The sequence below is a fragment of the Pseudomonas sp. ML2-2023-3 genome, from assembly GCF_037055275.1.
GTDB lineage: Bacteria > Pseudomonadota > Gammaproteobacteria > Pseudomonadales > Pseudomonadaceae > Aquipseudomonas.
Genome location: NZ_CP146343.1, coordinates 4,709,281 through 4,723,844 on the forward strand (window position 1 = coordinate 4,709,281; position 14,564 = coordinate 4,723,844).

Consider the following 14,564-nt stretch of genomic DNA (forward strand, 5'->3'; position numbering starts at 1 on the left):
GTTAGTCATGGCGTTTGTTCCTCAGCTCGGAATACAGATACGGCACGAGGATGGCCAGAATCGCTCCCAGCATCATGATCGCGCTGGCAGAACCAATGCCCATTTGCCCACGGCTGAAGGTGAAGGAGTACATGAACATGGCTGGCAAGTCGGAGGAATATCCCGGACCACCGGCGGTCATTGCCGACACCAGATCGAAGCTCTTGATGGCAATGTGCGCAAGGATCATGAAGGCGCTGAAAAACACCGGGCGCAGGCTCGGCAACACAATGCGCAGGTAGATGGTCGGCAAGCTCGCACCGTCGACCTGGGCCGCACGAATGATCGACTGATCGACCCCGCGCAATCCGGCCAGGAACATCGCCATCACAAATCCCGAAGCCTGCCACACCGCAGCGATCACCAGGCAGTACACCACCCGGTCCTGATCCAGCAGCCAGTCAAAACGAAAACCTTCCCAGCCCCAGTCACGGAGCATTTTGTCCAGGCCCAGGCCCGGGTTGAGCAGCCACTTCCAGGCCGTACCGGTGACGATCATCGACAGTGCCATCGGGTACAGGTAGATCGTGCGGATGAAGCCTTCCTTGCGAATCCGCTGGTCGAGCAGGATGGCCAGAAACACGCCGATCACCAGGCTGATGACGATGAACATCCCGCCAAAAACCGCCAGGTTTTTGCTGGCGACCCACCAGCGGTCGTTGTCCATCAGTCGTGCGTATTGCTGCAAGCCAACCCATTTGTAGCTGGGCATAAAGCTGGAATTGGTGAACGAGAGCAGGAACGTCCAAAAAATGTAGCCATAAAAGCCAACCAATACGATCAGCATGCTCGGTGCCAGGACCAGCTTGGGCAACCAGCGTTGCAGCGCATCAAACGGCGAGGCCTTGATGAACACAGCCACGGAACTCATCGAAATACTCCCGAGAGGGTATGCCGGCATCTGCACACGCAGATGCCGCACAACCAGGGATAAGGGGGAGCCACGCGCAGGCGTGGCAGGTCAGATCAACGAATTACTGTGCGGACTTGATGGCCGAGTAGAGCTTTTTACCGGCCGTGGCCGGATCAGCACTCTTGTCGCTCATAAAGTTGCTGACGGTGTCGAAAATCGCGCCTTGCACCGCCAGTGAAGTGGCCATGTTGTGCGCCATGCTCGGCAGCTGGCTGTTGGCCTTGCCCGCTTGGGCGAAGTCTTTGGCTGAGGCCTGACCACAGCTGTCGAACTTGCTCATGTCCAGGTCACTGCGTACCGGGATCGAGCCTTTGTTCTGGTTGAACACGTACTGGAATTCAGGCTCAAGCGCGACTTTGGCCACGTCGTTTTGCGCGGCGATATTGCCCGGCGTGTTGTTCTTGGCCGACAGTTTGAACATCGCCAGCGAGTCGATGTTGTAGGTAAAGCTGCCCTGGGTGCCCGGGAATGGCACGCACTCAAAATCAGTGCCGGCCTTTTTACCCGCAGCAGCCCACTCGCTTTTCGCCCAGTCACCCATGATCTGCATACCGGCCTTGCCGTTGATCACCTTGGCGGCTTCCAGGTTCCAGTCCTGACCGGTGCCATCCGGGTCCATGTAGCCCTGCAGTTTTTTCAGGTGGGTGAAAACTTCAGCCATCTGGGGGCCGGTCAGGGTTTTCTCGTCAAGATCGACGAAGGCTTTCTTGTAGCCATCTGGCCCCATGACGCTGAGCACCAGGTCTTCAAAGACCGTACTGTCCTGCCACGGCTGACCACCGTGGGCCAGAGGGATAAAGCCCGCGGCCTTGAGTTTGTCGCCTGCCGCGTAGAGTTCATCAAGGGTGGTTGGCGCTTTGTCGATGCCTGCCTTCTTGAAGACTTCGGGATTGATCCACAACCAGTTCACCCGGTGAATGTTCACCGGTACAGCCACGTAATGGCCGTCGTATTTCATGGTGTCGGAGACGGTTTTCGACAGCAGGGTGTCCCAGTGATTGGCCTTGGAAACCTCATCGAGGTTGGTCAACAAACCGAGCGCGCCCCATTCTTGCAAGTCAGGGCCTTTGATTTGTGCTGCTGAAGGCGGGTTGCCGGAGACGGCCCGGGTTTTCAGTACGGTCATGGCGGCGGCACCGCCACCGCCTGCCACGGCACTGTCCTGCCAGGTGTAACCGTCTTTTTCGATCAGCTTTTTAAGCACATCAACCGCTTTGGCCTCACCACCGGAGGTCCACCAATGCACCACTTCAACCGTGCCTTTGGAGTCGGCAGGGGCAGCGGCATAAGCACCCAGGGGGAATAATGTAGCCAGAGAAATGACAACGGCGAGGCGATTGAATGAATTCATGTCTGGACCTTTCTTGTTGTTATAGCTGTGCAAGTCTTTTTGCTTGCGCTGCCAAAGAGTGTATCCATCACCGTCTGCCCGCACGTAACGAAGAGACGCTCAAATGTCACAACCTGGTGACACAGAAGCAGGGTGAGGGCGTTTGGTTCCGAGGATATTTCAACGATGTCTGACTCTGCTTTCCTGTAAGCCATAAAGCTGCCCCCAAAGCCACGTAAGGCATTTTCTGCGTTGACTGTAGGACGCATCCCGAAGTCGTTTTCCCACGTTGAACCTGTAAATAACTTCAGCGAGTCTGCAACACATCGCCACGTTTCAAGAACGGATGCAGACACCCATCAGGAGATGAGACTCATGCAGAAATATCGTGCAACGGCCCAGAACCACTGTTTCATTTGCCCGTTGGAGTATCCGGACGGTTGCCGCTACGCCTGGAAACTGGACATCCGGCGCTCAGGCAAAGTGCATGTCCACCAATTCGACTTAGCCGAGTATGGCGGTGAGGCCGCGGCCCTGGATGCAGCTGAACATTTGCGCAACCAGCTGGTGCTGGAAATGCCCCAGCCCCTCACCTATGAAAATCGCCAACGCCTGACGCGCCTCAACACCAGCGGGCACCCCGGGGTCTATCGGGTGCACGCCAACCAGATCCATTACTGGCGCGCCACGACCCGCATTCACGGTTACAACCTGAGCAAGAGTTTTCGTGTGGATCGCTATGGCGATGACGAGGCCAAGCGGTTGGCGCTGCAAGAGCGCGAGAGGCAACTGACCCTGTGCAACGAACCCTATGATGTGGCCATGGAAAAACTGCAGCTGCACTTCAGTCAGACCAGCAGGCGGGTGCGCGAAAACCGTATCAACGCCGCGATGAGCAGTCACCGCCAGCCAACGTCCATGATGGAAGTGGCCTCAGACCGCCCACTGGAACCCTTGCTACCCATCAGTGCCGAACAGGCGAGCCAGTCGATCAATCGCCATTTCGCGGCAAGTGCAAAGTGACCCGCAGGCCGCCCACGCGCAGGTTTTGCAGACTGACTTCACCACCGTGGCTATGGGCAATACTGCGGGCAATCCCGAGCCCCAGCCCGTAACCCTGCTGCTGCCCGGCCAGGCGAAAGTGAGGCTCGAAGACTTGCTCCAGGCGTTGCTCGGGCACCCCCGGTCCTTCGTCATCAACGGTCAGCACAAAGGCCTGCTCATTGTCATCGATACGCAAGTGCGCGTTGTTGCCGTACTTGAGGGCGTTGTCGATCAGGTTGCCCATGCAGCGGCGCAGGGCCAGCGGCTTGCCGGGGTAAGGTTTGAGGGCTCGCCCCTGAAGGGTTACGCGACCGTTTCCCTGGGGGAGTAAATACGGCTCGATCAAGCAGTCGAGCAGGTGATTCAAGTCCACTGCCTCGATGTTTTCGTGAATGTCCGTATCTTTCACACACTGCAGCGCACCTTTGACCAGCATCTCCAGCTCATCCAGATCGCGTCCGAACTTGTGCTGCAACTGCTCGTCTTCAAGCAGTTCGACCCGCAGGCGCAGGCGGGTGATCGGGGTGCGCAGGTCATGGGAAATGGCGCTGAACAACTGACTGCGCTCGGTCAGATAACGGCTGATGCGAGCACGCATGGTGTTGAAGGCTCGCCCCACTTCGACCACCTCACTGCCGCCTCCGATCTCGACCGGCCTGACTTCATCCTCACCCAGCGACATGTCACGGGCCGCCCGGGCCAGACGCTTGAGCGGGCGGCTTTGCCAATGCACCAGCAAGCCGATGAACAACAATAAAAAGACGCTGCTGAGCACGATGAACCACACCTGCAATGCCGGCAGTCCTTCTTCTTCGAGGCTGGTGTACGGCTGCGGCAACAGGGACGCGATATACAGCCACTCGCCCGGCACCATCTGGATTTGCGTCACCAGCACCGGTGGATTGACCGGCTCAAGCGTCAAGGCGAAATGCGCCCAGGAACGGGGCAACTCATCGAGCTTGAGGCCCGCATTGAAAATGCGCAGGTCCTGGGGGCTGACAAACGTCACCGACATGTCGACATCGGGTCCCACTGCCTCGCGCAACACCTTGTCCACGGCGTCCAGCACCGCCTGTTTGCGCTGGGTCGGCGGCAATACGGGCATGTCCAGGGGCCTGTCATTGAGGCTCACCACAAACCGTGTTCCGCCCATGCTGCGCAATTGATCCAGCACCAGCGGACGATAGGCCAGCGGCAGGGAGCGCAGGTAAGCCACGGTCGCATTCATCGAGTGCGCCATGCTGCGCGCACTGTTGACCAGCCCTTCGAGTTGCGTGGTGCGCAACTGCGACAGCCAGATCGCGCTCGACAAGGTTTGCGCCAGCAAAATGGCAAGCAACGTCAGCAGCAACATACGCCCCAGCAATGAGCGGGGCATGTGCCATTTGCGCAGGAAATTAAAGGTCATTGCCGGACAAGACCTGAGCCGCCAACTGATAGCCGCTGCCGCGTACGGTACGGATCAACCGGGGGGGCTTGTCGGTGTCGCGCAGACGCTGGCGCAAGCGGCTGACGGCCATGTCGACAATTCGGTCCAGAGGCATCAGGTCCCGACCGCGGGTCGCATTGCCGATGGTGTCGCGGTCAAGAATCTGTTGCGGGTTATCCAGAAACAGCTTGAGCAACGAAAAATCAGCCCCGGACAGAATCACCTCTTCGCCATCGGTATGAAACAGTCGATGGGTCACGGTGTTCAGTCGCCACTCTTCGAACGCCAGGACTTCGTTACCCGAACTGGTATTGGCAAATTGCGCCCTGCGAAGCAATGCCTTGATTCGTGCCAGCAGTTCACGGGGGCTGAAGGGTTTGCCCAGGTAGTCGTCGGCGCCCAGTTCAAGGCCAATGATGCGATCGGCCTCGTCAGAACTGGCGGTGAGCATGATGATCGGGATCTGGGCAAAGCGCGGATGCTGTCGCACCCATCGGCACAGGCTGAAGCCATCTTCGTCGGGCAACATGACATCGAGGATCAGCAGATCACTGGCGGTCCCATCAAGTGCTTCACGAAAGCCCGCACCATCGCCCACGGTACGCACCTGAAAACCGGCGCGGGTGAGATAGATATCAAGGAGTTCTCGAATTTCCTGGTCATCATCGACCAGCAAAATGGATTTGCCGGGTGCACTCACAGTGATGTTCCTTATTGTTTTTATCACGCCTGTGGGAGCGGACTTGTTCGCGATGCAAGCGACTCGATGTCTGCGCTAACGCGAGCAAGCCCGCTCCCACAGTGTGTGCATGGCTTTTAGCCAAATGCCTGTTGCAACGCCACTCCCGCGCCGATCAATCCCGGATACGGTGCTGTCACCAGCCACACCGGGATGCCCTTGAGGTAGTCGCTCATGCAGCCTTTGTCGGCGAAGCTGCGGGCAAAGCCGCTGGCCAGAAAAATATCGGCAAAGCGCGGGATGACCCCGCCCACGATATAGACCCCGCCCCGCCCACCGATGGTCAATACATTGTTGCCCGCCACACGCCCCAGCCAGCAACTGAAGTGTTCCAGCACCTGCAGGGCGACCGGATCACCGGCCAGGGCCGCTGCCGTGATTGCACGGTCGCTGTCCAGCACCGGCGTATGGCCATCCACCGCGCAAATCGCCCGATAGACCCGCGGCAAACCGCTGCCGCTCAAAATGCTTTCAGCACTCACATGGCCAATTTCGTTGTAAATGTGCTGCCACAACTGCACTTCACGGGGGTTGCTCATGGGCAGGTCAACGTGACCACCCTCCCCCGGCAAGGCCATCCACTGCGCCTCACCCAGGTTCAGCAAGGTACCCACGCCCAGCCCGGTTCCCGGCCCGATAACCACGGCGGGTCGTGTCGGGTCCGGGATGCCAGGGCACACCTGACGTACGTCTTCAGGTTGCAGGCGGGTCATGCCCAGGGCCATAGCGCTGAAGTCGTTGATCAACAGAAGATTGTCGACCTGCAGGTCCTTACAGAACCCCGACCGGCTCAAGCGCCAGTGGTTGTTGGTAAAGCGAAACTCATCGCCACTCACGGGACCTGCCACTGACAGGCACACCGAACCTACAGCACCCAGGGCCAGATCCAGGTCGCTCAGGTAAAGCTTGATGGCTTCTTGCGGGCAGGCGAAATCAGCTGTTGCCAGCACACGAACCGAGCGCAGTTGGTCGTTATCCCACAACGCAAACCGGGCGTTGGTTCCACCAATGTCACCGACCAGTGCAAGCTTCATTTCAGATTTTCCAGAGACGAGGTAAAGGTACTCGCGCCCTGCTCGGCCGAACTGAAAGCCTGACGCATGAACGCAAACAACTCACGCCCGGACCCAACGGCATTATCCAGAGTGCCGATTGCCGGGGTGCGCGCCGCGAATTCTGCCTCATCCACCAACAGTTGCAATGTTCCTTTTACGCCGTCCACGCGAATCATGTCGCCGTCCTGAACACGGGCCAGAGCGCCGCCGATCGAAGCTTCCGGGCTGACATGAATCGCTGCCGGGATCTTGCCCGAGGCGCCTGACATCCGTCCGTCAGTGATCAGTGCCACTTTAAAGCCCCGATCCTGCAACACACCCAGGAACGGCGTCATCTTGTGCAGCTCGGGCATGCCGTTGGAACGCGGGCCCTGAAAGCGCATCACGGCCACAAAGTCGTGTTCCAGCTCACCGGCCTTGAACGCATCGGCCAGTTGTTGCTGATCCTGGAATACCCGTGCCGGGGCTTCGACGATTTGATGCTCAAGCGCTACCGCCGAGACTTTCATCACGCCGCGCCCCAGGTTGCCTTCCATCACCCGCAACCCGCCCTCGGCCGAAAACGCACGTGCAACCGGACGCAAAATCGACTCGTCGAGGCTCTCGATCGGGCCTTCGCGCCAGACCAGCTCGCCATCCACCAGGAACGGTTCGCGGGTGTAACGGCTCAGACCGAAGCCCGCCACCGTGTTGACATTCTCATGGAGCAGGCCGGCTTCCAGCAGTTCGCGAATCAGGAACGCCATGCCGCCTGCGGCCTGGAAGTGGTTGATATCGGCCTTGCCGTTTGGATACACGTGGGACAGGGTCGGCACCACTTCGGACAGGTCCGCCATGTCTTGCCAGGTCAGCTGAATGCCCGCGGCCATCGCAATCGCCGGCATGTGCAGGGTGTGGTTGGTCGAGCCGCCAGTGGCATGCAGCGCAACAATGGAGTTCACCAGGGAGCGCTCGTCGACGATTTCGCCCAACGGGGTGAAGTCGCCATTTTGCTTGGTCAGGCGAGTGACTTGATGAGCGGCTTCGCGGGTCAGCGCATCACGCAATGGCGTGTAGGGATTGACGAAAGAAGCGCCCGGCAAATGCAGCCCCATGACTTCCATCAGCAACTGGTTGGTGTTGGCGGTCCCGTAAAACGTACAGGTGCCAGGGCTGTGATAGGACTTCATCTCCGACTCCAGCAGCTCTTCGCGGCTGGCCTTGCCTTCAGCGTAACGCTGACGCACGTCGGCCTTTTCCTTGTTGGAAATACCCGACGGCATCGGCCCGCCCGGCACAAAGATGGTGGGCAGATGACCGAAGCGCAGCGCGCCCATCAGCAGGCCCGGCACGATCTTGTCACATATGCCCAGCATCATTGCCGCATCGAACATGTTGTGGGACAGCGACACGGCCGTCGACAGCGCAATCACTTCACGGCTCAGCAGGCTGAGCTCCATGCCCGGCTCGCCCTGGGTCACGCCATCGCACATGGCCGGCGTGCCGCCCGCGAACTGGCCCACCGAGCCGATTTCACGCAGTGCTTTTTTGATTTGCTCAGGAAAGTGTTCGTAGGGCTGATGCGCCGACAGCATGTCGTTATATGACGAAACAATTGCGACGTTGGCGGCGTTCATCATCCGCAGGCTGTTTTTATCTTCAGCGCCACACCCGGCCACGCCGTGGGCGAAGTTGGCACATTGCAGCTTGCCGCGTTGCGGGCCGTCACTGGCGGCACCGCGAATAAGCGTCAGGTACGCCTCACGGGTGGCACGACTGCGGGCAATAAGACGCTCGGTGACTTCAAGAACGCGGGGATGCATGTGTTGAACTCCAGGCTAACGGATGTGGCGACCTGTACGTGTCCTATGCTGACCGAAGGGCTTTGAGGAGCGCCTTCGACCATTCGGACCCGTTGATTCAGGTCACTCGTTGTAGATAAAACAAAATATTGCCACTTAAATGGCTTGTTTTCTATTTTTATGCGAATAATCTTGTAATTCCAACAACAAATCGATGGCAGGCGCTTTCCATGACTCTACGAATCGCAATCAATGGTTTTGGCCGGATCGGCCGTAACGTCCTGCGCGCACTGTATACCCAAGGCTACCGTCAGGACCTGCAGATCGTCGCAATCAACGATCTGGGTGACAGTTCGATCAACGCTCATCTGCTCAAGTACGACACGGTTCACGGCACGTTCGACGCAACTGTCGAGCATGATCAGGAGAGCCTGACGGTCAATGGCGACCGCATCAGCGTGACCGCCATTCGCAACCCGGCCGAACTGCCTTGGGCGGCGCTGAAAGTAGATGTGGTGTTTGAATGCACAGGTTTGTTCACAGATCGCAGCAAAGCTGAAGCGCATATTAGCGCTGGTGCCCGCAAGGTGATTATCTCTGCACCCGGTAAAAATGCCGATGCGACGGTGGTCTACGGCGTTAACCACGACATTCTGCGCCAATCCCACCAAATTATTTCCAATGCTTCCTGCACCACCAACTGCCTGGCACCTGTGGCGCAAATCCTGCACCGCGAGTTCGGCATTGAAAACGGCCTGATGACCACCATCCACGCCTACACCAATGACCAGAATCTGACCGACGTTTATCACTCGGACCCGTACCGTGCGCGCTCGGCCACCCAGAACATGATCCCGAGCAAAACCGGTGCCGCCGAAGCCGTGGGCCTGGTATTGCCTGAGCTGGCCGGCAAGCTGACCGGCATGGCCGTTCGGGTTCCGGTGATCAACGTGTCGCTGGTTGACCTGACCATCGAGCTTAAGCGCGAAACCACCGTGGCTGAAGTCAACGCGCTGTTCAAGGAAGCCAGCCAGCACTCCAAAGTTCTGGGCTACAACACCCTGCCGCTGGTATCGAGCGACTTCAACCACAACCCGCTTTCGTCGATCTTCGACGCCAATCACACCAAAGTCAGCGGCAAACTGTTGAAAGTACTGGCCTGGTATGACAACGAGTGGGGCTTCTCCAACCGCATGCTCGATAACTGCCTGGCGCTGTGCAACGCGGAGTAACGCGATGATCGGTATCAGCTTCACCACGGCCACCCTGGCGGCGCGCAAGCGCATCGCCCTGGTGGCCCATGATCACTGCAAGGGTTTCTTGCTGGACTGGGCCGAGCGCCACAAATCGGAACTCAGCCAGCACGACCTGTGCGCCACCGGCACCACGGGCCTGCTCTTGAGCCAACGCCTTGGGCTGCCGATCGAAAGCATGATCAGCGGCCCGTTGGGCGGCGATCAGCAGGTGGGCGCCAGGATCGCGGAGCAGCGGGTCGACATGCTGGTGTTTTTCTGGGACCCGTTTGAACCCCAGCCCCATGATCCGGACATCAAGGCCTTGTTGAGGGTGGCTGCGGTCTGGAACATTCCGGTGGCCTGCAATGAGTGCAGCGCTGACTACATGCTCAGCAGCCCCCTGATGAGCCAGCCCCACGAATACCGCATCCCGGATTACAGCGCGTACCTCAAAGGCCGCGTTTAACCATCCCTCTGTAGCCGCTGACGAGTAGAACGAGGCTGCGTCCGAGCGCGAAGCGGTCGCAAAATCGGTAGCTGCGAAGTGTCTGAACGTACGGATTGCCCGGGTTTACGACGGCTTCGCCGCCGAACGCAGCCTCGGTGCGCTCCTCAGCGGCTACAGGTCAGGGGGCGTTCATCACGGGGCTAGCGTTTTTTGTTATTCATGGCTTTTCAAAACAGCGCTTGACCAACGGCATAGATGATAAGCATTATCATTTGCTCAAAATCGGTCGGGTAGCACTGTGAGTCAGTCCCACTTCAATCAAGTCTTCCTGACCCAGCGGGTCACCTTGCTGCGCACGCTGGAGCGGATGGTCAATAACCACAGCACCGCCGAAGACTTGTTGCAAGAAACCTACTTGCGCGTGACGCGGGCCTTGAGCGAGCGCTCCGTCGAACACCTTGAACCCTTTGTTTTCCAGACCGCACGCAACCTGGCGCTCGATCATCTGCGCGCCCGGCGCATTCAGTCACGCACCGTCGTCGAAGATGTGCCGCTGGAAGTCATCGAAGGCGTCGCCTCCCCTCTCAGCACCCCGGAAGAAGCCCATCAAGCCGCGCAATTACTGGAGCGTTTGAGTGTGAGCCTGAGCCAGCTAAGCGCCCGCCAACAGCGAATTTTCATCCTGAGCCGCCTTCATGGCTGCAGTTATCAGGAGATTGCCGAAGAGCTTGATGTGTCCTTGAGCACGGTTCAAAAGGAGCTCAAATTAATCATGGCAATCTGCATCGGGGTAGCCGACAGGCTGAATCGGCCTTAACCTTGACGGGCTATGCCTGTAAGAACGCTCTGTAACTGCCAAGGAACACCCGTGCCGGACACTCATAATTCTGCGCAAGACGTGCTGCAAGACAGCGCCATGGATCAGGCACTGGACTGGCTGATCACCCTTGAGTGTGCGAGCGACGAACAAAAAGCCGCCTTCCAAAACTGGCTCAATGCCGACCCTGCCCACGCCCTCGCCTTTGCCAAAGCCAATGCGATCTGGAATGGAGAGCCGGTTCTGGCTGCCGCGCAAACCCTGCAAACCCGCCGCACGCCACGCCTGTTGCAACGCATCGGGCGGCACTGGAAGCACCTGGCAACAGCGGCGGTCGTGATTCTTTGTGTCGGCAGTTACGGCAATGTGCCCTTGCGACTGCAAGCCGATCATCTGACCGTGGTCGGCGAGCGCCAGCGCCTGCAACTGGAAGACGGTTCAAAAGTACTGCTTAACACCAACTCCGCGTTCTCCAGCAAAGTGGTCAATGCCCAGGCCAGCGCTCGCCTGTACCAGGGCGAAGCGTACTTCGAAATCCCGGCCGACCTGGAACTGCCCATGGTCCTTGATGCTGGCCCCGTGCGTGTCAGTGTGCGCGATACCGACTTTGCCGTGAGCTACCTCAATGGCGAAGCCCAAGTGCGGGTGCAACGCGGCGATGTTGACTTGCGGGTGAGCAGTGTCGGCACCCAAATGCGTTTGTCTGCCGGTAACAGCGTGCGCATCGGCCCCAACGGATTCAGCAAGACCGCCAGGCTCAACCCCCAGACCGACCTGGCCTGGGTTCAAGGGCGCCTGGTGTTTGAAAACTGCCCGATGGGCAAAGTACTGGATGAAGTGCGCCGCTATTACCCCGGATGGATCGTCAGCAACAACGACAAACTGGCCAGCATTGCAGTGACCGGAAACTACCGGCTCGACCAGCCGCTGGACATCCTGCGCTCACTCGCCCACATCACCTCGAGCAACATCTCGGAATTCCCCGCGCTGGTCATTCTTAATTAGTTGTAAGTTTTTTTACGCGATAGCCACAGGTCGTTCGTCTCGTTGTAGTCAATGCAACTGATTCGCATTTTGAATCAGCTTCGCAACTATAAGATTCGTTCACCACGGAGCGCTATCAATGCCCACTCGTTTCAACAGCCGGTCCTCATCCAACGTCCGCACGGGCGGTTTGCAGCAGTGCACGTTGTCGTTGTTGACCGCTGCCATGCTCCTGGCCGGTGTACAGGCGGCTCCCGTCATGGCCGCGACCGATGGGCAGTCGGCCACCCGCTCCGTGGGCAATTACAAATTCGCGATTTCCCAGCAGCCGCTGGCGTCTGCCCTGAACGATTTCAGCGCCGTCACCGGCTGGCAGGTCGGGTTACCGGCAGAGCTGGCGCAGAATGTGTCCTCGCCCGGCGTACGCGGCTCCCTGCCCCCGGAAAAAGCCCTTGAACGTCTGCTCATCGGTACCAACCTGGGCTACCGCAAACTGGGCAACAACAACATTGTGCTGGAAAAGCGCAGCAGCTCCACCGGCACCCTGGCCTTGCAACAAGTGACCATCAGCGCCACTCGCCAGGAACAGGACGTGAACTCGGTGCCCAGCACCGTCACCGTCCATGACCGCCAGGAGCTGGACCGCGATAACGTCAATACCATCAAGGATCTGGTGCGCTATGAGCCGGGTGTCACGGTAGGTGGCGCCGGTCAGCGCGGCGGTATCAGCAACTACAATATCCGCGGTATCGATGGCGACCGGATTCTGACCCAGATTGATGGCGTTGAAATCCCCAGCTCGTTCTTCAACGGCCCTTACGCCAAGACCCAGCGCAACTACGTCGACCCGGAAATCATCAAGCGTGTTGAAATCCTCCGTGGTCCGGCGTCAGTGCTGTATGGCAGCAACGCCATCGGCGGCGCCGTCAGCTACTTCACCCTGGACCCGGATGACATCATCAAGCCGGGCCAGGATGTCGGTGCCCGCCTGAAAACAGGCTACAGCTCGGCCGATCGCAGCTGGCTGAAATCGGGCACGGTGGCCGGTCGTTCGGGTGAATTCGATGGCTTGCTGCACCTGAGCCAGCGCGACGGGCATGAAACCAAATCTTATGGCGATCACGGCGGCACCGGCCTCTCCCGGACCGCGGCCAACCCCGAAGACGTGAAAACCACCAACGTGCTGGCCAAGGCCGGCTGGAACTACAACGATGACGATCGCCTGGCCTTCACCTACGAGAAGTACAAGGACCGTACTGATATCGATGTGAAAAGTGCCGTCGGTGGCCCGTTCAACAACGGCCAGCCGCTGGGCATGTATCGCTCCCGAACCGGCCAGGACACCATCACTCGCGAACGTTTCGGTGTGGAAAACAGCATGGTTCTCGACACCATGCTGACCGATCACTTCAAGTGGAGCCTGAACTACCAGATCGCCAAGACCGACCAGAACACCCTGGAAAACTACTTCCCCTTCACCCGCAATGTGATGCGCTCGCGCAACACTAAATATGAAGAAAAAATGTGGGTACTGGACGTCCAGGCGGACAAGGCTTTCCATATTGCCGACACCGATCACCTGCTGACCTATGGCGCCACCGTCAAGCATCAGAATGTCACCGGTTCGCGCAGCGGCTCGGGCACCTGCCTGGCAGTGGGCAGAGGCTGCACGGCTGTTGGCGCCAACAGCCCGAGCGATTATCTGGTCAAGTCCAGCGACTTCCCCGACCCGACCATCAACACCTACAGCCTGTTCGCCCAGGATCAGATCAGCTGGAACGACTGGACCTTCATGCCCGGTCTTCGCTACGACTACACCAAGCTGACGCCGCACGTCACACAGGAATTCCTCAATACCGTCAACAGTGACCAGCGAGGCACGGTGAACGACGATGAAAAAGTCTGGCATCGACTGTCGCCCAAATTTGGCGTGACCTACGCGTTCAACGATAACTACACGTGGTACGGCCAATACAGCGAAGGCTTCCGCACCCCAAGCGCCAAGGCCTTGTATGGTCGCTATGACAACCTTCAGGCGGGCTACACGGTCGAGCCAAACCCGAATCTGGAACCGGAAAAAAGCAAAAGCTACGAGACGGGCCTGCGCGGCAACTTTGAGGCGGGGTCATTCGACGTCGCAGTTTTCTATAACAAATACCGCGACTTCATCAATGAAGACGCCATCACCCCCGGCTACAACGAACTTGCGTTCCAGAGCAATAACATCAAGCACGCCACCATCAGGGGGGCTGAAGTCAAAGGCCGCTTGAACCTGGACGCCTTCGGCGCACCGCAGGGCCTCTACACCAAGGGCTCGGTGGCGTATGCCCACGGCCGCAACAACGACACTGGCCAGCCGATCAACAGCGTCAACCCGCTGACCGCCGTCATGGGCCTGGGCTACGAACAACAGAACTACGGTGGTCTGGTGAGCTGGACACTGGTCAAGAGCAAAAACCAGGTCGACGACAACACCTTCTTTTCCCCGGATGGCACCAGCAAACAGTTCAAGTCGCCGGGCTATGGCGTGCTCGACCTGACCGGTTTCTACAAGGTCACCCAGGACGTCACCGTCAATGCTGGCCTGTACAACCTGACCGACAAGAAATACTGGAACTGGGATGACGTGCGCGGTTACGACAGCGTGGGCGAAGCCGGTGTGCTGAACCCGGCCAATATGGAGCGCTTGACCGCTCCGGGCCGCAACTTCGCAATCAATCTGGTCTGGGATATCTGACCGCGCGCCTCAC

The 14,564-nt window shown here is 58.8% G+C and carries 12 protein-coding genes; 6 read left to right on the forward strand and 6 right to left on the reverse strand.

The annotated features are described in order from the left end of the window. Position 1: 1 nt before the first annotated feature. Both V6P94_RS21720 and V6P94_RS21725 read right to left on the reverse strand, forming a co-directional pair. Positions 2-910 carry a sugar ABC transporter permease gene (locus tag V6P94_RS21720; RefSeq protein WP_326397478.1) on the reverse strand — a complete coding sequence of 303 codons (909 nt, stop codon included), beginning with the start codon at positions 908-910 and terminating at the stop codon, positions 2-4. Positions 911-1,013: 103 nt separating this feature from the next. After that, the gene (locus tag V6P94_RS21725; RefSeq protein ID WP_133077272.1) at positions 1,014-2,303 is read right to left on the reverse strand and encodes an ABC transporter substrate-binding protein; all 1,290 of its coding nucleotides are present in this window, start codon (positions 2,301-2,303) and stop codon (positions 1,014-1,016) included. Positions 2,304-2,657: 354 nt separating this feature from the next. On the opposite strand from V6P94_RS21725, the gene V6P94_RS21730 reads away from it, so the two are divergent. Beyond that, positions 2,658-3,305, forward strand: a complete 648-nt coding sequence (locus tag V6P94_RS21730; RefSeq protein WP_326397477.1) for an AP2 domain-containing protein — start codon at positions 2,658-2,660, stop codon at positions 3,303-3,305. Here V6P94_RS21730 and V6P94_RS21735 read toward each other — a convergent pair. The 4 genes from V6P94_RS21735 to edd form a co-directional block, all read right to left on the reverse strand. Beyond that, positions 3,274-4,734 carry an ATP-binding protein gene (locus V6P94_RS21735; protein ID WP_133077270.1) on the reverse strand — a complete coding sequence of 487 codons (1,461 nt, stop codon included), beginning with the start codon at positions 4,732-4,734 and terminating at the stop codon, positions 3,274-3,276. The two genes, V6P94_RS21730 and V6P94_RS21735, sit on opposite strands and share 32 nt — an antisense overlap. Beyond that, positions 4,724-5,455 carry a response regulator transcription factor gene (locus V6P94_RS21740; RefSeq protein WP_326397475.1) on the reverse strand — a complete coding sequence of 244 codons (732 nt, stop codon included), beginning with the start codon at positions 5,453-5,455 and terminating at the stop codon, positions 4,724-4,726. Before V6P94_RS21740 ends, V6P94_RS21735 begins: the two co-directional genes overlap by 11 nt. 116 nt (positions 5,456-5,571) lie before the next feature. Beyond that, complete coding sequence (locus tag V6P94_RS21745; protein WP_133077268.1) at positions 5,572-6,528, reverse strand: glucokinase; 957 nt, start codon at positions 6,526-6,528, stop codon at positions 5,572-5,574. Beyond that, complete coding sequence (gene edd, locus V6P94_RS21750) at positions 6,525-8,351, reverse strand: phosphogluconate dehydratase (RefSeq protein WP_133077267.1); 1,827 nt, start codon at positions 8,349-8,351, stop codon at positions 6,525-6,527. Before edd ends, V6P94_RS21745 begins: the two co-directional genes overlap by 4 nt. A 209-nt stretch (positions 8,352-8,560) precedes the next feature. Between edd and gap the strand changes: the two genes are divergently transcribed. The 5 genes from gap to V6P94_RS21775 all read left to right on the forward strand — a co-directional run bounded on the left by gap (position 8,561) and on the right by V6P94_RS21775 (position 14,551). Beyond that, positions 8,561-9,562 carry a type I glyceraldehyde-3-phosphate dehydrogenase gene (gap, locus tag V6P94_RS21755; protein ID WP_133077266.1) on the forward strand — a complete coding sequence of 334 codons (1,002 nt, stop codon included), beginning with the start codon at positions 8,561-8,563 and terminating at the stop codon, positions 9,560-9,562. A gap of 4 nt (positions 9,563-9,566) precedes the next feature. Further along, positions 9,567-10,031 carry a methylglyoxal synthase gene (locus V6P94_RS21760; protein WP_133077265.1) on the forward strand — a complete coding sequence of 155 codons (465 nt, stop codon included), beginning with the start codon at positions 9,567-9,569 and terminating at the stop codon, positions 10,029-10,031. Positions 10,032-10,311: 280 nt separating this feature from the next. After that, on the forward strand, positions 10,312-10,830 hold the full coding sequence (locus V6P94_RS21765) for an RNA polymerase sigma factor (RefSeq protein ID WP_133077264.1): 519 nt from the start codon (positions 10,312-10,314) through the stop codon (positions 10,828-10,830). A gap of 99 nt (positions 10,831-10,929) precedes the next feature. Next, positions 10,930-11,835, forward strand: coding sequence for a FecR domain-containing protein (locus V6P94_RS21770; RefSeq protein ID WP_257623035.1), 906 nt, complete (start codon positions 10,930-10,932; stop codon positions 11,833-11,835). Positions 11,836-11,953: 118 nt separating this feature from the next. Continuing rightward, a complete protein-coding gene (locus V6P94_RS21775; protein ID WP_326397474.1) occupies positions 11,954-14,551 on the forward strand; it encodes a TonB-dependent receptor in 2,598 nt (865 codons plus the stop codon). The last annotated feature ends 13 nt before the right edge of the window (positions 14,552-14,564 follow it).